The sequence below is a fragment of the Synechococcus sp. N26 genome, from assembly GCF_900473975.1.
Lineage (GTDB): Bacteria > Cyanobacteriota > Cyanobacteriia > PCC-6307 > Cyanobiaceae > Parasynechococcus.
In genome coordinates this window covers 124,020-142,729 of record NZ_UCNM01000011.1, presented here as the reverse complement: position 1 = coordinate 142,729, position 18,710 = coordinate 124,020, and the positions used below count along the sequence as shown (strand labels likewise).

Annotated in this window: 24 protein-coding genes; 14 read left to right on the top strand and 10 right to left on the bottom strand. The window is 63.0% G+C overall.

What is annotated here, in order from left to right:
* Positions 1 to 235 precede the first annotated feature (235 nt).
* Together DXY33_RS11175 and DXY33_RS11170 are read left to right on the top strand one after the other, a co-directional pair.
* Complete coding sequence (locus tag DXY33_RS11175) at positions 236 to 772, top strand: photosystem I assembly protein Ycf4 (RefSeq protein ID WP_115009215.1); 537 nt, start codon at positions 236 to 238, stop codon at positions 770 to 772.
* Positions 773 to 776: 4 nt separating this feature from the next.
* Positions 777 to 1,448, top strand: a complete 672-nt coding sequence (locus DXY33_RS11170) for a peptidylprolyl isomerase (protein WP_115132938.1) — start codon at positions 777 to 779, stop codon at positions 1,446 to 1,448.
* A 1-nt stretch (position 1,449) separates the two neighbouring features.
* On the opposite strand, the gene ilvN is transcribed toward DXY33_RS11170, so the two are convergent.
* The gene (ilvN, locus tag DXY33_RS11165; protein ID WP_115132937.1) at positions 1,450 to 1,980 is read right to left on the bottom strand and encodes an acetolactate synthase small subunit; all 531 of its coding nucleotides are present in this window, start codon (positions 1,978 to 1,980) and stop codon (positions 1,450 to 1,452) included.
* Positions 1,952 to 2,917, bottom strand: a complete 966-nt coding sequence (locus DXY33_RS11160; protein ID WP_115132936.1) for an alpha/beta fold hydrolase — start codon at positions 2,915 to 2,917, stop codon at positions 1,952 to 1,954. The genes ilvN and DXY33_RS11160 overlap by 29 nt, the downstream gene beginning before the upstream one ends.
* A 37-nt stretch (positions 2,918 to 2,954) precedes the next feature.
* Between DXY33_RS11160 and DXY33_RS11155 the strand changes: the two genes are divergently transcribed.
* Genes DXY33_RS11155 through DXY33_RS11135 form a run of 5 tightly spaced genes read left to right on the top strand, consistent with a single transcriptional unit; the run spans position 2,955 to position 6,330 of the window.
* Entirely contained in the window at positions 2,955 to 4,085 is a 1,131-nt protein-coding gene (locus DXY33_RS11155; RefSeq protein WP_115132951.1) for a N2,N2-dimethylguanosine tRNA methyltransferase, read from the top strand.
* A 28-nt stretch (positions 4,086 to 4,113) separates the two neighbouring features.
* Positions 4,114 to 4,215, top strand: a complete 102-nt coding sequence (petM, locus tag DXY33_RS11150) for a cytochrome b6-f complex subunit PetM (RefSeq protein WP_011364936.1) — start codon at positions 4,114 to 4,116, stop codon at positions 4,213 to 4,215.
* A gap of 56 nt (positions 4,216 to 4,271) precedes the next feature.
* Positions 4,272 to 5,234, top strand: coding sequence for an NAD(P)H-binding protein (locus DXY33_RS11145; RefSeq protein ID WP_115132935.1), 963 nt, complete (start codon positions 4,272 to 4,274; stop codon positions 5,232 to 5,234).
* 53 nt (positions 5,235 to 5,287) lie between these two features.
* Positions 5,288 to 5,503: a hypothetical protein gene (locus tag DXY33_RS11140; RefSeq protein WP_114988609.1), complete on the top strand. Its 216-nt coding sequence runs from the start codon at positions 5,288 to 5,290 to the stop codon at positions 5,501 to 5,503.
* The gene (locus tag DXY33_RS11135; RefSeq protein WP_115132934.1) at positions 5,503 to 6,330 is read left to right on the top strand and encodes a methyltransferase domain-containing protein; all 828 of its coding nucleotides are present in this window, start codon (positions 5,503 to 5,505) and stop codon (positions 6,328 to 6,330) included. Before DXY33_RS11140 ends, DXY33_RS11135 begins: the two co-directional genes overlap by 1 nt.
* Here DXY33_RS11135 and DXY33_RS11130 read toward each other — a convergent pair.
* Positions 6,263 to 6,925, bottom strand: a complete 663-nt coding sequence (locus DXY33_RS11130; RefSeq protein WP_244276046.1) for a pseudouridine synthase — start codon at positions 6,923 to 6,925, stop codon at positions 6,263 to 6,265. The genes DXY33_RS11135 and DXY33_RS11130 overlap by 68 nt on opposite strands.
* A 201-nt stretch (positions 6,926 to 7,126) precedes the next feature.
* On the opposite strand from DXY33_RS11130, the gene infA reads away from it, so the two are divergent.
* Entirely contained in the window at positions 7,127 to 7,396 is a 270-nt protein-coding gene (infA, locus tag DXY33_RS11125; protein ID WP_006041809.1) for a translation initiation factor IF-1, read from the top strand.
* Between the two features lie 12 nt (positions 7,397 to 7,408).
* Here the strand turns inward: infA and trxB are convergent, their stop codons facing one another.
* From trxB to DXY33_RS11110, 3 genes are all read right to left on the bottom strand, one after another.
* The gene (gene trxB, locus DXY33_RS11120; RefSeq protein ID WP_115132932.1) at positions 7,409 to 8,791 is read right to left on the bottom strand and encodes a thioredoxin-disulfide reductase; all 1,383 of its coding nucleotides are present in this window, start codon (positions 8,789 to 8,791) and stop codon (positions 7,409 to 7,411) included.
* A gap of 107 nt (positions 8,792 to 8,898) precedes the next feature.
* Entirely contained in the window at positions 8,899 to 9,147 is a 249-nt protein-coding gene (locus tag DXY33_RS11115) for a hypothetical protein (protein WP_244276044.1), read from the bottom strand.
* 96 nt (positions 9,148 to 9,243) lie between these two features.
* The gene (locus DXY33_RS11110) at positions 9,244 to 10,635 is read right to left on the bottom strand and encodes a DEAD/DEAH box helicase (RefSeq protein ID WP_115132930.1); all 1,392 of its coding nucleotides are present in this window, start codon (positions 10,633 to 10,635) and stop codon (positions 9,244 to 9,246) included.
* Positions 10,636 to 10,743: 108 nt separating this feature from the next.
* On the opposite strand from DXY33_RS11110, the gene DXY33_RS12060 reads away from it, so the two are divergent.
* A complete protein-coding gene (locus DXY33_RS12060; protein ID WP_136975462.1) occupies positions 10,744 to 10,977 on the top strand; it encodes a hypothetical protein in 234 nt (77 codons plus the stop codon).
* A 47-nt stretch (positions 10,978 to 11,024) separates the two neighbouring features.
* Here DXY33_RS12060 and DXY33_RS11105 read toward each other — a convergent pair whose 3' ends face one another.
* Positions 11,025 to 11,603: an EF-1 guanine nucleotide exchange domain-containing protein gene (locus DXY33_RS11105; protein WP_115008613.1), complete on the bottom strand. Its 579-nt coding sequence runs from the start codon at positions 11,601 to 11,603 to the stop codon at positions 11,025 to 11,027.
* A gap of 124 nt (positions 11,604 to 11,727) precedes the next feature.
* Here DXY33_RS11105 and DXY33_RS11100 point away from each other — a divergent pair, with 124 nt between their 5' ends.
* From DXY33_RS11100 to DXY33_RS11085, 4 genes are read left to right on the top strand one after another with little or no spacing between them, the layout of a single operon-like run.
* The gene (locus DXY33_RS11100; RefSeq protein WP_244276042.1) at positions 11,728 to 12,867 is read left to right on the top strand and encodes a Re/Si-specific NAD(P)(+) transhydrogenase subunit alpha; all 1,140 of its coding nucleotides are present in this window, start codon (positions 11,728 to 11,730) and stop codon (positions 12,865 to 12,867) included.
* Positions 12,867 to 13,163, top strand: a complete 297-nt coding sequence (locus tag DXY33_RS11095) for an NAD(P) transhydrogenase subunit alpha (RefSeq protein WP_011364925.1) — start codon at positions 12,867 to 12,869, stop codon at positions 13,161 to 13,163. The genes DXY33_RS11100 and DXY33_RS11095 overlap by 1 nt, the downstream gene beginning before the upstream one ends.
* Positions 13,163 to 14,584 carry an NAD(P)(+) transhydrogenase (Re/Si-specific) subunit beta gene (locus tag DXY33_RS11090; RefSeq protein ID WP_115132929.1) on the top strand — a complete coding sequence of 474 codons (1,422 nt, stop codon included), beginning with the start codon at positions 13,163 to 13,165 and terminating at the stop codon, positions 14,582 to 14,584. Before DXY33_RS11095 ends, DXY33_RS11090 begins: the two co-directional genes overlap by 1 nt.
* Complete coding sequence (locus DXY33_RS11085; RefSeq protein WP_170951041.1) at positions 14,584 to 15,615, top strand: alpha/beta fold hydrolase; 1,032 nt, start codon at positions 14,584 to 14,586, stop codon at positions 15,613 to 15,615. Before DXY33_RS11090 ends, DXY33_RS11085 begins: the two co-directional genes overlap by 1 nt.
* Positions 15,616 to 15,650: 35 nt before the next feature.
* On the opposite strand, the gene DXY33_RS11080 is transcribed toward DXY33_RS11085, so the two are convergent.
* A complete protein-coding gene (locus tag DXY33_RS11080) occupies positions 15,651 to 16,796 on the bottom strand; it encodes a fatty acid desaturase (RefSeq protein ID WP_115132928.1) in 1,146 nt (381 codons plus the stop codon).
* A 29-nt stretch (positions 16,797 to 16,825) separates the two neighbouring features.
* Between DXY33_RS11080 and DXY33_RS12540 the strand changes: the two genes are divergently transcribed.
* Complete coding sequence (locus DXY33_RS12540) at positions 16,826 to 17,011, top strand: hypothetical protein (protein ID WP_170951040.1); 186 nt, start codon at positions 16,826 to 16,828, stop codon at positions 17,009 to 17,011.
* 7 nt (positions 17,012 to 17,018) lie between these two features.
* On the opposite strand, the gene DXY33_RS12760 is transcribed toward DXY33_RS12540, so the two are convergent.
* Positions 17,019 to 17,381 (bottom strand): ferredoxin, encoded by a 363-nt coding sequence (locus tag DXY33_RS12760; protein ID WP_115132927.1) that lies wholly within the window; start codon positions 17,379 to 17,381, stop codon positions 17,019 to 17,021.
* A 2-nt stretch (positions 17,382 to 17,383) separates the two neighbouring features.
* Entirely contained in the window at positions 17,384 to 18,631 is a 1,248-nt protein-coding gene (locus DXY33_RS11070) for a 1-deoxy-D-xylulose-5-phosphate reductoisomerase (protein WP_115132926.1), read from the bottom strand.
* Between the last annotated feature and the right edge of the window lie 79 nt (positions 18,632 to 18,710).

The window sequence follows — 18,710 nt, the reverse complement described above, 5'->3', positions numbered from 1 at the left end:
ACGTCAAACCATCCCCGCTGTGGCGCGCGTCCTACAGCGATCGTCATGAGAGGTGAACGGTGCGGAAAGCCGCAGGCTGTGGGATACGCCGCGACCTTAACAATCTTCACGCGACCTGCGGGGCTGATTTGCGTGAGCTGAAACGCCCTGTATCGCTCTGTTTCTTAGGGATTTTTTCCTATTTCGTCGTCGGGGCCTTTCTGCGGTCACAATGGCGCTTCGTTCTGGCTGGGTCATGTCCGCAGCAGTGCTCGAGCAACCCGTGCTCGGCTCCCGTCGTCTCTCGAATTTTCTGGTGGCTTCGGCCGTCACGATTGGGGGCGTGGGCTTCCTTCTGGCTTCGCTCTCGAGCTACCTCGGTCGCGACCTGCTCCCCTTGGGGCACCCCGCTGCGCTGGTGTTCGTGCCCCAGGGACTGGTGATGGGCTTGTACAGCCTGGCTGCGGCGTTGCTGGCCACTTACCTCTGGTACGTGATTGCCGTGAACGTTGGCGGCGGCAGCAATCGCTTCGATAAAGATGCCGGCGTGGTGACCATCAGCCGTCGTGGTTTCCGCAAACCCGTTCTGGTGGAAATTCCGCTTAAAGACGTCAAGGCGGTGAAGGTGGAGGTGCGCGATGGCTTCAATGCGCGCCGCCGCGTCGCCCTGAGAATCCAGGGACGCCGTGACATGCCGCTCACCCGCGTTGGTGAACCGCTTCCTCTGGCTCAGTTGGAGAAGGACGGTGCTGAACTGGCCCGCTTCCTGGGCGTCAACCTTGAGGGTCTTTGATCCGATGCGTCGTCTTCGTTCCTGGACGCTGTTGCTGCTCATCCCGTTGTTGGTGAGTTGCAGCCCTTCCCCGCGCGCTTCGGTGGTGACCGGTTGTGCCGATGCTCAGGCGGCCTGCCTGCAGGGCCTGGCCACCGTCACCATGCAGACGAGCCAGGGCGAGTTCACGATTGAAGTGAACGGCGATGCCGCTCCCCTCACCTCCGGCAATTTCATCGATCTGGTGCGGCGCGGCACCTACGACGGCACCATGTTCCACCGCGTTGTTCGCGAGCCCGTTCCCTTTGTTGTTCAGGGGGGCGATCCGCAATCCAGTGATCGATCGGTTCCCCTGGGGCAGCTCGGTACCGGCAGTTTTTTGGATCCCGACAACGGCCAGGCGCGGATGATCCCGCTTGAGATCAAGTTCCGATCCGAGCCGCAGCCCCGCTACAGCAGGGTGAGCACCAATCCGGCAGAACTTGATGGCCTGGAGTTGACCCATGAGCGTGGCGCGGTGGCCATGGCCCGCTCCCAGGCTCCTGACTCCGCCAGCGCCCAGTTCTATGTGGCCTTGCGCCCCTTACCGGAACTCGACGGTCGTTACGCCGTCTTCGGCCGTGTGGTGGACGGCATGGAGGTGGTGGATGCGATCCAGCAAGGAGATCGCATCACCAAGGCTGTGATAACGCAGTAACTCAGGCGGGCACCCGGCTGTGGCTGGGTGACACCTTGAGCATTTCGGTGTTCACGCCTGATGCCCGCTCCAGGGCCACCTTGCCGGTGCGGGCGATTTCAAGAATGCCGAAGGGGGCCATCAACCGTTCAAGGGCCACCAGCTTTCCGGGATCCCCCACTACTTCCAGGGTCAAGGCTTCATCGGCCACGTCCACAACCTTGGCCCTGAACACCTGAACAAGTTCGATCACGGCGCCCCGGGATGCTGCCGGTGCTGAAACTTTGAGCAGCATCAGCTCACGCTCCACGGCGGGGCGCTGGGTCAGGTCGAGCACCTGAAGCACGTTCACCAGCTTGTCTAGCTGTTTGGTCATCTGCTGGAGCGTCTGGTCGTCGCCCTCAACAACCATCGTCAGGCGCGATTGCCCTTCGGCCTCTGCTGGGCCGACAGCCAGGCTGTCGATGTTGAAGCCGCGTCGGGCGAAGAGTCCTGCGATCCGGCTGAGTGCGCCGGATTCGTCTTCAACCACCACCGAAAGGGTGTGTTTCATCGCCGCTGGTCGTCCCCTGCCGGTCTGGTCCTCCCAAGTTACGGTCCAGCCAGGGCAACAACACAGCTAGGAAGCGATCAGGCGCTTCGTCATGGGGGCAGTGTCCGCAGCGATCCAGCACCCTCAGCTCGAGTTCTGGGTGGCTGGCGGCCACGGATTCCCCGATGGCCAGGGGCACAAACCGATCCTGACGGCCCCAGATCAGCAGCATGGGCACCCGCAGTTGCTCGAGCAGGGCGGGGGCGGTGGCGCCTCGGGGACGGTTGGCCATGCCCAGGCTCATGCCCCGCAGGGCCCGGGCTGCTGTGGGGCGCCGGGCAGGACGGGCGATCAGCTGCAGCAGCTCCGGGTCGGATTGGATTGACTGCCAGTAGGCCCCCTGAAGTCCGGTTTTGAGCAGGCCCGTGCGCGCGATCAAGGGCACCACAAGTTCAAGCGGGAGCACGTGCAGCACTAGGGCGAGCAGGCGCCGCTGCCAACGCCGCCGCCAGGGCGCCCGTCGTTTCGGCAACGGTTGAATCAGGGCAGGGTCCGGTAGGGGCGCGGCGACCACCGCCCGCACCCGTTTCGGCGCCAGCACCGCCGCGGTGAGTGCGGTCAGACCCCCCAGGGAATTGCCGATCACCACTGCTGGCTCTTGCACCACCTGATCGAGGAATGCGCACACCTGCAGGGCCCAGAGCCGGTTGTCCATCGGCCGCGCCGGCTGGGCGGATTGGCCGAAACCCAGCAGATCCAGGCTGTAAACCCGCCAGCCCTGGTCAGCCAGGCGCGGCGCGCAGTGGCGCCAGTGTCCGCTGGCGGCGCCGAACCCGTGCAGCAGCAGCAGGGCAGGGCCCCCTTCAGGGCCGCTGACCCGCCAGTGGCAGGGCCAGCCCCTCCACTGCCAGGTGCTCTGGACACCCCACTCGGCAGTCTGGACAGCAGCAGGCGGCACCCTTCTGACCTCAACCGATCATCACTATCGCGAAGGTTTGGCTGAGCTCAGCCTTGGCCCAGGCTTTTTCAGGCCTGAGTCGCGTCCGGCCCGGGACCTTTCGGTGTTGCTGGCCCGTCACCAGAGCCTCCATGCCACGCGCCCCCTGCGCTGGCTGGATCTGATGGCCGGTTGCGGGATTAGGGCCCTGCGCTGGGGGTTGGAGGCGCTGGCCAGCCCGGCCGTTGAAACGGAGCTCTGGATCAACGATGGGGATCCCGACCGGCTGCCGCTGATCCAGGCCAATGCGGCGGGGCTGGGGTGTTCAATCCGGCTCACGGCTGAGGCTGCAGACCTGCTGCTGCACCGCTCGATTGTTGAGCGCCACTGGTTCGATTTCATCGATCTTGATGCCTTTGGTGCTCCTGGGCCTCTAATTCAGCCGGCCCTTCAGGCTCTGCGCTTTGACGGCCTGTTGTTTCTGGCCGCCACGGATGGTCGCTCCCCCACCGGCCACGACCGGCCAGGCGCCATCCGCAGCCTTGGGGCTGCCGCTCGCGCCCATCCCTCCAGCTGGGAAATGGCCCTGCGGCAGCAGATTGGGCTGGTGGCGCGGCAGGCCTGGATGCTGGGCCGCGGACTGCAGCCACTGTTCAGCTTCAGTGAAGGCCGCACCTTTCGCCTCGCCCTGCGCCTGCGGCGCCAGATCCCCGCGGGCGATGAACAGAAGCTGGGGCTGGTGGCCCGTTGCGGACGCTGCGGTGCCCAGCGGGTACAGCCTCTGCTCAAGCTCAGCGGCTGGTCCGCCTGTGAATGCGCGGCTGGGCAGGGGCGCTGGAGCATCAGCGGCCCGCTGTGGATCGGTCCCTTGCAGGAGCCACAGTTGTTGCAGCAGCTGATTGCCGAGGCTCAACAGCTGGGGCGTCAACAGATCAGCCCCGCCACCATTCGGTTGATGCAGCGCCTGCAGGCGGATCCCGGCGATCGCCCCACGGTCTGGCCCACCGATGAGTTGGCCCGACGGCTGGGCATCGGCGGCCCACCAGCTGTTGAGCCATTGGTGCAAGCGCTCCAGGCGGCGGGTTATCGCGCCAGTGCCAGTGGCGTCATGCCGGGCCAGGTGCGAACAGATGCGGAATTACCGCAGCTGTTACAGATCTGCGCCAGCCTGCGGGGGGAAGGGATTTAAATGGGCGGGTGATCGCTTTGCCCAGACCATGGCTGCTGAGATTTTTGGAACTGCTGCGATCTTCTGGGTCTTGATTCCCGTCGGCCTCGCTGGTGGTGCTCTGCTGCTGAAACTCCAGGGCGACGACTGAAGCAGTCGCTTTGGTACCGGGGCCATTAGGCTCCACCCCTCGTGAGGAAGGCTCCGATGCAAGTGCTTGTGGTGGGTGGCACCGGCACCCTGGGACGACAGATCGCCCGTAGTGCCCTTGACGCCGGCCACCAAGTGCGTTGCATGGTGCGGACCCCCCGCAAGGCTGCCTTTCTGCAGGAATGGGGTTGTGAGCTGACCCGGGGTGACCTGTTGGAGCCCGACAGCCTCGATTACGCCCTCGAGGGCATGGATGCCGTGATCGATGCATCCACCAGTCGTCCCAACGACCCCCGCAGCATCTACGAAACGGATTGGGACGGAAAGCTCAATCTGCTTCGTGCCTGTGAGCGGGCAGAGGTGAAGCGTTTTGTCTTCCTCTCACTGCTGGGCGCCCATCAGCACCGCGATGTTCCCTTGATGGACATCAAGGCCTGCACGGAGAAGCTGCTGGAGTCCTCGGATTTCGACTACACGATCCTGCAGGGTGCCGCCTTCATGCAGGGGGTGATCAGTCAGTTCGCCATTCCTGTTCTGGAGAGCCAGACGGTGTGGGTCAGTGGCAGCCCCACGGCCATCGCCTACATGAACACCCAGGACATGGCCCGCTTCGCCGTTGCGGCGCTCGAGCGGGACGAAACCGTGCGTGGCACCTACCCCGTTGTTGGCCCCAAGGCCTGGAACACCGGCGAACTGGTGCAGCTCTGTGAACGCTGCAGCGGCAAGACAGCCCGCGTGTTTCGTGTGCAGCCCGTCCTGATGAACCTGATGCAGGGGGTTGCGTCCTTCTTTGAACCCGCCGTCAATGTGGCGGAGCGCTTGGCTTTTGCTGAGGTCACCGGCAGTGGTCAGACCCTGGATGCCCCCATGCAGAACAGCTATGCCGCCTTCGGTCTTGAGGCCTCGGAGACCACGGACATGGAGGGCTACATCGGTGAGTACTACGACACGATCCTGAAGCGCCTGCGCGAGATGGAAGCCGATCTCGATAAGGACGCGAAGAAAAAGCTGCCTTTCTGAACCTTGATCCCTCTTGGTTCTTTTGTACTATCGCCTCAATTGATCCTGTTCTGATGGCTGTCGCTCAGCTCAAAAATCTGCAGCGGCGTCTGCAGTTGTTGTCGGATGAGGCGGAACAAGGCCTCAACCGCGTCTGCGGCCATGAGCTGTGGAAGTCGGTGGGCCCCGATGCGGTGGATGGTGTGGAGGACCCCGACCGACGGGCTGAAGCCAACTACTGGTACGGCCAGTGGAATGTGGTGCGTGAGCTGCAAGAGGCGATCGGCTGATGGCGGAATCGTGTTGTTCGTCCCCAGTGCCCCAGTCGCTGGATCAAACACAGGCGGTGGAAGCTCGCTACGGGGCTGCTGCCCAAGAGCAGGAAGCCTGCCTTTGCACCCCGGTCGGCTTCGACCCTGCCCTGCTCAAGGTGATTCCTGATGCTGTTGTTGAGCGGGATTACGGCTGTGGTGACCCCACCCGCTGGGTGAAGCAGGGGGACCGCGTGCTGGACCTGGGCAGCGGCAGCGGCAAAAACGCCTTCATCTGCAGCCAAATTGTCGGGGCATCCGGCCGCGTGACCGGTGTGGACCGCAACGCCGACATGCTGGCCTTGTCGCGTCAAGCGATCCCGGTTGTTGCTTCAGCCGTTGGCTTCGACAACGTCCGTTTTGTTGATGGGGCCATCGAAGCCCTGGATGCCCCCACGGCCACAGGTGAACCCCTGATCGCAGACGGTTCGATCGATGTGGTGCTGAGCAACTGTGTGCTCAACCTGGTGAACCCATCGGCACGCGACAGGCTCCTGGCCAACATTCGCCGGGTCCTGGCCCCTGGTGGTCGCGTTGCCATCAGCGACATTGTCTGCGATCAGGTGGTGCCCCTGCGTTTGCAGCAGGACCCTGATCTCTGGAGTGGCTGCATCAGCGGCGCATGGCAGGAACAGGCCTTCCTGGAGGCCTTCGAAGCTCTTGGCTTTGAGCAGGTTCGCTACGCCGATCGCAGTGAGCAGCCCTGGCGTGTGGTGGAGGGCATTGAATTCCGGGCGGTCACCCTCGTCGGTGCCCTCCCCGCCGATGTCCTCCCCGCTGAGCACCAGCGCTCGAGCTGCTGCTGATCAGGCGGTTGAGCCGTTCCTGTTCAGCTGCAGTCACCGCACGCCAACTGCCGGGGTGAAGGCCCGTGAGGTCCAGCGGGGGACCGTTGTCCATCAGATCGATGCAGCAGCGCACCAGACGCAGCGTCGGCAGGCCAACGGCCGCCGTCATCCGGCGCACCTGCCGGTTGCGCCCCTCGGTGAGGGACAGCAGCAACCAACTGGCGGGAATCGCAGCTCGATAACGAATCGGAGGTGTTCGTTCGGGCAACGTCGGTTGGTCTTGGCCCTGAAGCCAGCGCGCCTTCGCCGGCAAGGTCCGGCGCCCCTGGACCACAACCCCATCGCAGAGCTGTTGCAGTTGAGTGGTGTTGGGAGTTCCTTCCACCTGCGCCCAGTAGCTGCGCCAATGGCCAAAGCGAGGGTCGGTGAGGCGCTGTTGGAGACGGCCGTTGCTGGTGAGGATCAGCAGCCCCTCGCTGTCGGCATCGAGCCGGCCCGCGGCATACACCTGGGGCACATCAACAAAGTCGCTCAGGCAACGCCAGCGGCTTCCTTCCTCCGGCGTGAATTGACTCAAAACCCCGTAGGGCTTGTTCAGCAGCAGCGTCGTCAAGTCAGCTTGCGTTTTCGCGCATCCTCCACAGGTTGACCACGCCAATGGAGATCAACAGCAGGCCGAGATCCAGGCTCAACGGGGGGAGAATCACGGCAGGGGGATGTGTGTCGGCGTTGGAGCCTAAGGGCTGTGTTGTCTCTGCGGGGTGCAAGTGGCCTTCTAAACTGGCTGCAGCAAGACAGAACTGGCCACCAGCGCATGATCGAAACCTCGGGAGTGATCGAGAAGGAACAGGGCAACGGGTTCTATCTGGTCACCCTCGAGCAGCCTGCTGGCCACCAATGCCTCTGCAGAGCCGCTGGAAAGCTCACCAAGTTCCGGATCAAATTGCTCGCTGGTGACAAGGTGCTGGTGGAGATCAGCCCCTACGACCTCACCCGCGGCCGCATCACCTACCGCGAGCGCAATGCCGGTGCTCCCGGCGGTCGTCCCGGCGGCAACCGCCCCGGCGGACCGCGCCGCCGCTGAGGGCTGTCGCCCTCAGGCAGCAGCCTGAAGGCAAGCTTCAATCGCAGCTTTGAATTCACTGCGCTGCTTCACGCCGCGCCACTGCTTCACCATGGCCTTGTTGTGGAACAGCTGCACCGTGGGTGTGCCGTTCACTCCGGCCTGTTCAGCGATCTCCTGATCGGCTTCGATGTCGATCACAACGGCTTGGGCGGATCCATCCAGTTCTTCAATCACTCGTTGCAACTGGGGTTTCAGCACGTGGCAAGGTCCACAACTCGGTGAGGTGTAAATCACCAGCAGCGGCTTGGCGCTGTCGTGATACAGCTTGCGCAGGGCAAAGCTCCCTTTCTGCCAAAGCCCTTGGGGGTCGTAGGTGGCTTCCGTGGTGACATCCACATTCACCGGGCGTTCGGCCACCGCCGGCTCCACCTGCTCACGCTGCACCCGGGTGGCCAGGTTGTGGTGACTCAGCCAGCGCTCCGCTGCCAAGGCCGCCTTGCAGCCGCTGCCAGCTGCGGTGATGCCCTGTCGCCATTCGGCATCGGCCACATCGCCGGCCGCGAAAACGCCTTCCATGGACGTTTCCGGTCGTCCGGGTTGCGTTGTCAGGTAACCCTTGTCGTTCAGATCGATTTGCCCCTTAAGCAGATCGGTGTTGGGGGTGTGGCCGATGGCATAGAAGAGCCCCTTAACGGCGATGGTGGATGAACTGGCCTCGATGCGATTGCGCAGGGTCATCGACTGCATCCAGTCGTCCCCGCTCACGTCCTCGATTTCGCTGTTCCAGTGCACCGTGATCGCGTCGTTGGCCAACACCCGATCAGCCATCGCGGCACTGGCGCGGAGCTTGTCGGAGCGCACCACCAGATGCACATGGCTTCCGTACTTGGTGAGGTACACCGCCTCCTCGCAGGCGGAGTCGCCGCCGCCCACCACGGCGAGTTCCTCATTGCGGAACTGCGGTGTGGCGCCGTCACAGATCGCACAGGCACTGATGCCTTTGCTCCAGAAGGTTTCCTCAGAGGGAAGTTGGAGGCGGTTGGCACTGGCGCCGGTCGCGATCACCAGGGCGTGGGTGCGGATGGTCTGTCCCTCGACCTCAATGCGGTAGGGCTTGGAGCTGAGATCAATGCTGTCCGCATCTGCTTCCAGCAGGTGGGTGCCCCAACGCACCGCCTGGGACTTCATCAGGTCCATCAGGTCGGGCCCGAGCACGCCATCAGGGAAGCCCGGAAAATTCTCCACATGGGTGGTGGTCATCAGCTGGCCACCGGGGATGCCACCGCGCTGGAACCCAGTGATAAGCAGCGGTTGCAGGTTGGCCCGTGCTGCGTAGATGGCGGCTGTGTACCCGGCTGGCCCTGACCCAACGATGACCAGGTTTTCGATGTGATCTGTACCGGCTTGACCCACCGATTAAGCGAACTGACTATGAGTTAAATCTAAAGCCCTGCTGGAAGCCGACGTGAGCAAAGGCTTGGGAAAAAATGAATGAGATTTAGAAGAATTTAAGAAAAACTTCAGATTTCAACTTGTGAGTCGTTGGAGCTGGGGTCGTGAATTGGACGCCGTTTGCACGGGTTGCGCGGAGCTGCCAAAACATTGGCCTCAAGCATCTCCACGTTTTCGCCGATGCATGTGATCCATTCGCAGAATTCTTGCGTTATCGCATAACTGTCTTCATAGCGCTCTTCCTTGTCCAGGACTGCGATGCGCGTGGATGCCCAGCCCGTTGCAACGACGATCCGGCGTTCCATTGCAGCGTCCATGACTGTCTCCTCGATGTTGATCAGGTTGGCGGATCGGGGGGCCCTTTCAGCCCTCCATTTGCACAAATTCGCATTTTCCTCTGGCCAATGCTGTGCTCAGCGCTGCAAAAAAGCGGGTAATTCGGGCGTTTTCAGCCGGATCACAGCGCCGGCTCCGTCCTCCACCGCTTCCAGGGGAAGGCTCGGTCCGCGCCAGGCGCCAACCCCCGGCTGCTCGTCTTCGGCCTCCTGCTCCTGAGGCCGCAGCACGTAGGGCTCGGCCACCGACCATGAGCGGGCGTAGTCCATCAGCAGTGGGTCTGCTGGAGCAAACACGTAGGATGCTTCCCTGGGAACGGCTTCACGGGCGGCCAGTTCAGGTGTCATCCGCACAGCCCGGGTGATGCCCTGCACAAACCGGCTCCGGGTCACCACGGTGGTCAGGTAGGCCACCACCCGTAGACGTGGCGCATCAAAGCCCTCCGCGCACATGTCGATGCTCACCAGCCAATCGGCGTCACCGCTTTGGAAGGCGTTCAAGCGCTCCGTTGCTTGGGGGCTCTGGGAATGGATCAACTCCACCCGGTTGCCGTCGTCCATCAACACCCGGCTGATGGCTTCGGCGTGGCTGATGTCGCGGGCGATCACAAGACCAGCAGCCTGCGGTTGTCGCTCACGCAACTTGTTCAGTTTCTGCTGGGCGCACAGCAGCACCTGCTGACCAATGCTGCTGCTGTCAGCCAGGCGAATGGCGCGACGCAGGTTTCGCGCGCGCCAGCTTTCCCGTTGCTCCGCCGAGAGGGGGGAAACGTCGCGGTCGGGTTGGCCTTCGCGGCTGTGTTCCACCCAGCCGTCCTGAAAACGGAACTCCAGGGGGCGCACATCCCCTGCGGCGATCAAGTCCCTGGGTTCAACGCAGAGATCCGGTCGGATCTGCTCAACCCAACCGCCGTCATCGAGCCGCACCCGCATGCGCCTGGCGGCGCAGAACGCCAGGTTGTCGGCACGAAAGGGGGTGCCCGTGAGCCCCAGGCGCAGCCGCACGCTGCCGGTCAGCTCCAGAAAGGTCTGCCCCCAGGCGGTGGCATCCGGTTCGTCGGGATCAACGCCGAGATGATGGGCCTCATCGGCGATCGCCATGCAGGCGCTCAGGCCCCATTGCTTGAGCCGTTCCCCCAGAGCCTCGCGCTGGCGACCGGCCCCCTGATAGGTCACCAACAAGCCATCGGCGTCCTGGCTTTGCTCCGGCGGGCAGGGCCACTCCTCCAGCCGCAAGCCAAGACGCGCCGCGGCAGATTTCCACTGATTGAGGATTGAGGTCCGGTGGCAGAAGGCCAGGAAATGGTCCAGCCGGCCTTGATCACGCATGGCGCGGAATCCCAGCAACGCTCCGAGGGTTTTGCCTGCCCCGGGGCCGGCAAACACCAGCAGGTCGCGGCTGCTGCCCTCAAGCTCGAGCCTGCGCCGCAGCAGCTGAATCAGCTGTTGCTGCCACTGCCTTGGTTGCACCTGGCGTGCCTGGGCCTCGTTCGTGGTTTGCCTGGCCGGGAGGTTGAAGCTGACGGCTGAGATATCACCTCCCGGGAAGATGAGTCTTTTTAACCATTCCTTTGCGCCGTGGCATCTCTACCGTCCGGCCATCAGCTCCATCGGGATCGGGTCCCGCCCATCGCCATGGCCGAACGTCGTTTCTTCAGCAGCCCCCTCGATCAGCAGCGCGACCAGCTCGATGGCTGCTGGCAACTCGAATGCGATATCGATCCGTTGATTCTTCGGGCCCGGGTTCTGCACCGCCGCGGAGAGGTGAACGGGGCCGCCGGCCTCGAACAGGAAGTGCTGCCGATCGTCTGACCGGCAGCACGTTTTGGATCATCAGCGCTTGCTTTAGAGCGCCTGCTTCAGAGCGCTTCGGCGTGGTTGACCACCAGGTGCTCCACTTCCTTCAAGGCCTCCTCCGAGGCGGAGCGAGCTGCCGTGAAATCCCCCTTGGCGGTGTCCAGCAGCTGCTGAGCGAGCCGATCCAGCAGCTCCTCTTTGTGCTCCTCAAGCATCGCCACGATTTCGGTCTCCACCAAGGTGCGCACCGCTTGAATGCGCAGGTCGTCGTTTTCGGCCTCCGCGAAGGTGCCCTGCACGAGTTCCTGGATGAACAGGCGGTGCACCTCGCTGCTGCGCAGGAAGCTTTCCGTGGCGTTGATCATCCCGTCCACCAGGGTGCGATCGGGCTCGCTCTCACCGTCGTTGAGCTTGAACTCCCAGTCGAGATGGCGTCGCTGCCAGCCGGCCGTGTGCAGGCTCGGCATCACGCTTTGCGAAAAGGTGTCGACGGAGATTTCATAAATCCGCTCCGCCAGCCGTTCGCACCAGTCTTTGCCGTGCAACTGGAGGGTGGACTGCATGGTTTCCCGTTCAACGGCATGGCCACCGTGGTGGCTGTGGCAGAGGCCGTCGGGACACTCGATTGCGCTGAGACCCATGGGGAGCACAGAGGGTGCACTTCACGTAGCAAGAGCAACAGAACTGAGGGTCTTTCTTCAGGAAGGTTCCTGATCGCGAGAAGGCGACCTCGTAACCTCGCTTGGGTCGGTGGTTGTGTTCGCCTTGCCCAGACTTCTGATACCGGTGGAGTCGACACCGGGAGAAACCCGTGTCGCGGCAACGCCGGACACGGTCAAAAAATTCGTTTCGTTGGGCTGCAGCGTCGCAGTCGAATGCGGAGCCGGTACTCCCTCCGGATACCTCGATGAGGCCTACGCCGAGCAGGGCGCAGATCTCATTGAGAAAGGAGACACGTCGGCCTGGGGTCAGGCCGACGTTCTCCTCTGTGTTCAATCGCCGAGCGCAGCCACCCTGGCCAGCTTGCGCCAGGGAGCGCTGGTGGTCGGTCTTCTTTCCCCCTACGCCAACGAAGAGCTGACGGCCGCCCTGAAGCGCAGCGGCCTTTCAGCCATGGCGCTCGAGCTGTTGCCCCGGATCAGCCGGGCGCAGTCCGCCGATGCGCTCTCCTCCCAGGCCAACATCGCGGGCTACAAGTCGGTGCTGCTGGCCTCCGCCGCGCTGGACCGTTATTTCCCGATGCTGATGACGGCGGCGGGCACCGTTCAGCCGGCCAAGGTGGTGATTCTTGGAGCCGGTGTGGCCGGCCTTCAGGCCGTGGCCACGGCGCGCCGTCTGGGTGCTGTCGTGTACGTCAGTGACATCAGACCTGCGGTGAAGGAGCAGGTGGAATCCCTCGGCGCCCGTTTCATTGAGCCCCCCGAAATGGAGGACAAGCCTTCGGAATCCGGTGGCTATGCCAAACAGGCCTCCGATGCCTTCCTGGCGGCCCAGCGTCAGCAGCTGTCCGATCAGCTGGCGGAGGCCGACGTGGCCATCTGCACCGCCCAGGTGCCCGGCCGCCGCGCTCCGCGTCTGATCAGCGAAGACATGCTCGATCGGATGCGCCCCGGCGCGGTGGTGGTGGATCTGGCCGTGGCCCAGGGCGGCAACTGTGCCGACACCGTTCCTGGCAAGACCGTGGATCGCAAGGGTGTGAAGCTGATCGGTGGTAACGACCTGCCCTGCAGCGTTCCCAATCACGCCAGTGCGCTCTACGCCCGCAACCTCGTGGCTCTGCTGGAGCCCATCTTGAAGGACGGCGTCCTCAGCCTTGATCCCGAGGATGAACTGATCGCCGGCTGTCTGATCGCCCAGGACGGCACCATCCATCGTGGCGATGTCCTTACCCCAGGTGCCAACTGATGTTTGTTGAATTCCTCTGGGTTCTCCTGCTTGGCAGCCTGCTTGGGCTGGAGCTGATCGGCAAGGTTCCCCCCACCCTGCACACTCCCTTGATGAGTGGTGCCAATGCCATCTCGGGCATCACCGTGTTGGCAGCACTCACCGCCATCATCAAAGCCGGCGACAACACCGTGCTGCTGCTGCTCGGTTCCGTCTCGCTGGGCTTTGCCCTGTTCAACGTGATCGGGGGCTTCCTCGTGACCGATCGCATGCTGGCCATGTTCAGCCGCAAGCCTGCTCGCAAGGAGAACCGCTGATGTCTGACCTTCTCAAATACGCGATCGAGCTGGTTGCGGTTCTGCTGCTGGCCCTCGGCATCAAAGGTCTCTCCAAGGTGCGTTCCGCCAGGGGCGCCAACCAGCTGGCCGCTGTGGCCATGGGCCTTGCGGTGCTGGGTCTGCTGATCAACTACCTCGGCACCAGCGGCATCAGCATCGCCGCCTGGACCTGGATCATCGCCGGAACGTTGGTGGGTGGTGTGCTCGGCGCCATCACCGCCCAGCGGGTGCCGATGACCTCCATGCCGGAGACGGTCGCCCTCTTCAACGGCTGCGGTGGCATGTCGTCACTGCTGGTGGCTCTGGCTGCTGCTCTTTACCCGGCGGCCCTCGATGCGGCAGGCCCTGTGGCCGTGGTGTCGATCGTTGTCTCCGTGTTCGTGGGAGCGATCACCTTCACCGGCTCGATCGTGGCCATGGCCAAGCTGCAGGGTTGGCTGTCCACGCCGGCTTGGATGCAGAGCAAGGCGCGCCACGCCGTGAACATTGCGATGGCGGTGGCATCCCTTGTGGGTGCCGTTGAGATGCTGCGCAACGCTGATTCGAGCACTGGCCTCTGGCTGCTGGTGGTGGCCTCCGGCCTGCTGGGAATCGGGGTGACGCTGCCGATCGGCGGCGCCGACATGCCCGTGGTGATCTCCCTGCTGAACAGCTATTCCGGTGTGGCTGCCGCTGCTGCCGGTTTCGTGGTGGGCAGCCAGTTGCTGATCGTGGCCGGCGCCATGGTTGGTGCTGCTGGCCTGATCCTCACCCAGGTGATGTGCAACGGCATGAACCGTTCCCTGGTGTCTGTGCTGTTCGGTGGCGCCCTGGGTGCCACGACCGCCGCAGGCGGTGGCGGCGGTGAATACACCAACATCACCAGCTGCAGTGTTGAGGAGTGCGCTCTCACCCTTGAGGCTGCTGAACGGGTGGTGATTGTTCCGGGCTATGGCTTGGCCGTGGCTCAGGCGCAACACACGCTTAGGGAAGTGACTCGGGTGCTGGAGAGCGCTGGTATCGATGTGGCCTATGCCATTCACCCGGTGGCCGGTCGTATGCCGGGTCACATGAACGTGCTCCTGGCTGAGGCCGATGTGCCCTACGAGCAGCTGCAGGAGATGGATCAGATCAATCCCGAGTTCCCTGCCACCGACGTGGTGTTGGTGCTGGGTGCCAATGATGTGGTCAATCCCCAGGCCAAGAACGACCCCAATTCGCCTCTCTACGGCATGCCCGTTCTGGATGTGCAGGACGCCCGCACGGTGTTCGTGGTGAAACGGGGCATGAGCGCTGGCTACTCCGGCATCAAGAACGATCTGTTCGAGCTGGCCAACACCTCGATGCTGTTCGGCGATGCCAAGAAGGTGCTCGGCGATCTCCTGGTGGAACTCAAGGATCTGGGACTGGGCAAGAAGTGATGGCCCGCGGCGTGGATAACCCCCAGCTGCGGGAGCGGCTGGGGGTTCCGTCGTTTGAGCAGCGCTGGCCCTGGATTGGCGGTGATCTGCAAACCCTGCGCGACACCCTGCGCGAGGTGGATCTCCCCCACGATCAAGGGGTTCCGATTGAAATTCCCGTGCCAGCCCTGCCCAGTGGAGCGGCGGCTGCCGGGTCGTTGCTGGCCTTGCTCGATCTGCCGGAAGGGGACCCCAAGGGCTTGGTTTTGCTGCTCCATGGGCTGGGTGGATCCAGTTCCCGGGAAGGCCTGAGGCGGATGGGTGTGGCGCTCCAGGTCGCCGGTTTTGCAGTGCTGCGCCTCAACCTGCGCGGTGCTGATCCAGGCCGCCACCTTGCGGGTGGCACGTATGCAGCACGCTGCAACAGCGATCTGCTGCCGGTGATTGCTCGGGCCCGAAGCTTGGCGGCGGGTCGCCCACTGCTGGGGGCAGGCATCTCCCTGGGCGGCACGATGCTGCTCAATGCCGCGCTGGCTTCCCCCGGTGTGCTTGATGGCCTCTTCTGTGCCAGCAGTCCCCTGGATCTGGCGGCCTGCAGCGCCTCGATCGAGCGACCGCGCAATCGGGTCTACCAACGCTGGCTGCTCAAGCGGTTGGTGCGTCAGACCCTGGCAGATCCCTTTGGGGTGAGCGCCGACGAGGAAGCCCAGCTGCAGGCGACGCCCCCTCGTTCGATTCGTGAATTCGACAGTGCCGTGACGGCTCCCCGCTGGGGGTTTGCTGATGTGGAGGCCTACTACCGCGAGGCTTCACCCCTGCAGCATCTGGTGCCCGCCTGTAAAGCGATGCCGCCCACCTTGCTGCTGCAGGCCCTGGATGATCCTTGGGTTCCTGCTTCCTCTGCAATGGGTCTCGCAGAGGCGCTGCCTCCGGAGGCTGCGATTCGCACCTTGTTCACGCCACGGGGAGGGCACAACGGCTTCCATGGCCGCGACGGATGCTGGGGCGACCAGCTGGCGGCGGCCTGGCTCAGGGACGTTGTTGCTGGTTAAGCCGTGATCCCCACATGTTGTGGGGCCCTATCGCTTCAGTAGTAGAAGGCCCGATCGCTTGGGTTCTGGTACACAGCGCCACCACAGCGGGTGGCAATCCTCCACAGCGCTTTGTGGATCGGTGTTGAGTCGTAGCGCACCAGCTCAGGAAATCTCTGCTTTAGCAGTTGAGTTCCACGCCAGGCGTTGTAGTGCGGAATCGATGAATTCACGTGATGGCACACGTGGGTTGAACCGATTCCATGGTGCAGCAGGTTGAGGATGGGCCCGTAGGGCCGATCAACCGTTTGCAGGGCTCCCTTCGACCACGTCCAGGTTTCGTTGGAGAAGTGAGGGATATCGGTGTTGGTGTGCTGCAGCCAGGTGTAGGTGGTCAGCCACATGTTGATCATCAGGTAGGGCAGGCCGTAGATGCACAGCACACGGAGCAGGGAAAACTGCACTGAGGCGATGATCAAGAAGGCAACCATGGCGAGCAATCCCAGGTTGGATCGCAGCATCCACTTGCCGAAAGACTGCGGGAAAAGGCGGCGCTTGCCGTTGAAATTGCGATTGCGATTCCAGAAATGAGAGGTGGGGGAGTCGTAGTCCTCGCCGCCGGTGGCGCCCAGGAAGAGATAAAGCTGCCAGCCAATCACGAGGTGATTGAACAGAGAAATGATCCCGAAGACGGTGGGATTCAACCTCTGCTTGAGCTGTTCGGTGGTTCGTCCCATCGGTGACGTTGCCCGCGGCGGAACATGGGTTTCTCCCTGTTCCAGGTGATTGCAGTGGGCGTGGTGCACCGCATGGCTGTGGGCCCAGCTGTAATACGGCACCAGCAAAATGCTGTGCAGAACAAAGCCCACAACGCCTTCAATCCGGCGGTTGGGGTGGAAGGCGTGATGGCCGCATTCATGGGCGATCACCCAGCAGCCCATCGCGATGGTGCCGGTGATCACGCCGTAGAGGAGCCAGAGGGGGGTGGCGGCTGCCGAGAGCGGGATCAGGGTTCCCAGGCCGACGGCCAGAAGCGAAAGCCCAGCAGACATGGTCAAGCTCGCCCAGGACTTCGCTGGGCTCAGCTTGGAGAGCTCTGCTGGCAAGACGCTGAGCAGCTCAGCTTTGCTCGGGTAGAGGGTTGATTCAGCGCTGTCTTCAGGGGCTGGATTTGCGGGTCGGGTCGCAGTTGCAAATGCCAAATGGAAGCCTCAAGACAAGCGCTCATCTGTTGGCGCTTAAGGTTTTCATCATAATTGCCTGGGCTGCGACCTGTGGGCGCATGGTGCTCAAGAGCTCAATAGCAATTGTTCGGATTTCGTTGTTTGGAATTCCGGCTGGATTTCAAGTTCCTTTTGCTCAGAGTTCCTTCTCTTGGGTGCAAATTGAGCCTCTCGCTAATGCTTTGCTGGATTGATTTGGGATCAAATTTCGCCTGAAGGGGCGCCAGTGGTTGTCTCGAATGGTGTTCTTTTGAGAATCCACTCTTCAACGGGTTGTTGGCCGATGATGTGTTGTTCGATGATTCTTTTGACGCGATCGGGTGAAACATCGGCGTACCAAATTCCGTCTGGCCAGACCAGAAGAATCGGCCCTCGTTCGCACACCCTGAGGCAATCGGCTTTGCTGCGCAGAACAATTCCCTCTGGGCGTTCCGTGTTTTCGAGATTCAGTTCGCGAACAACGCTTTTCAGTTCATTCCAGGTTTGTGCCCCAAGCGCCGAATCGCAGCATTTGGCTTTTGTCGCGGTTGCGCAGAGCAGGAGGTGATGGCTGACCCGTTGCATGCCTAAGCGGCGAGCGCTCCCATGGGCAAACGGGTCACACCGCGGTTCACCTGTTCCCGAACGGCGGTTCGCGCCCACTGATCCACCCGCAGCACGTCGTCTAACTGGGGTTGGGTCATCAGATCGGGTTTATGACGCTCGCAGGCGGCCTCGATCACTGTCGGGATATCGAGGAAGTGAATCTTCTCCTCGAGGAACTGCGCCACGGCTTCCTCGTTGGCAGCATTCATCACCGCCGGCATGGTTCCGCCGGCGCGTCCGGCGGCGTAGGCCAGCTCCATGCAGGGGTACTTGGCGGGATCGGGGGCCCGGAAGCTGAGCTGACCCACTTCCGTGAGATCCAGTCGCCGCCATGGCGTCTCCAGGCGTGAGGGCCAGCTCAGGCAGTAGAGGATGGGCAGCTTCATGTCGGGCCAGCCCAGTTGGGCCAGCACGGAGGAATCTGCCAGTTCGATCATCGAATGGATGATGCTCTGGGGATGGATGACGATCTCGATGTGGTCGTAATCCAGGCCGAACAGGTAATGGGCTTCGATCACCTCCAGCCCCTTGTTCATCAAGGAGGCGGAATCCACGGTGATCTTGCGGCCCATGCTCCAGTTGGGGTGACTGGTGGCATCGGCCACTGTGGCCTTTTCAAGGTCGGCGGCCGTCCAGTCGCGGAAGGCGCCGCCGGAGGCTGTGAGCTGAATCCGGCGCAGCCCCGGTGTGGGCACGCCGGTGGAGAGGCGTGCGTTTTCAGCCCAGGGGGTTCCCTGCAGGCACTGGAAAATTGCTGAGTGCTCCGAATCCGCCGGCAGCAGACGGCTGCCGCTCTTCTTCAGCTCCGGCAGCACCACGGGGCCGGCTGCAATCAGCGTTTCCTTGTTCGCCAGAGCCAGGTCTTTGCCGGCGCGGATCGCCGCCAGGGTCGGCAACAGACCGGCGCAACCAACAATGCCCGTCACCACCAGGTCGGCGCTGTCCCAGGCGGCAGCAACGTTGAGACCATCAGCACCTCCCACCAGCTGGGGTGCATCAGCGCCTGTGACGCCGGCGCCCTGCAGACGCTCCTGCAGTTCGGGCAGGAGATCGGCATCGGCCAGGGCCACCACCTCAGGGCGATGCCGCTGAACTTGGTCAACCAAAAGCTTCAGGTTGCGGCCGGCCGTCAGGGCCACAACGCGGAACTGCTCTGGAAACTCCTCAGCGATCTGGAGGGTCTGGGTGCCGATCGAACCGGTGGATCCCAGCACGCTGATGGCTTTCATGCTGTTCCGGCAGTTGCGACAAGTCTCCCACCAGGACCGTTGAACGCTGGCAAGCTGGCGGACAGCTTGTGGAGAGCGC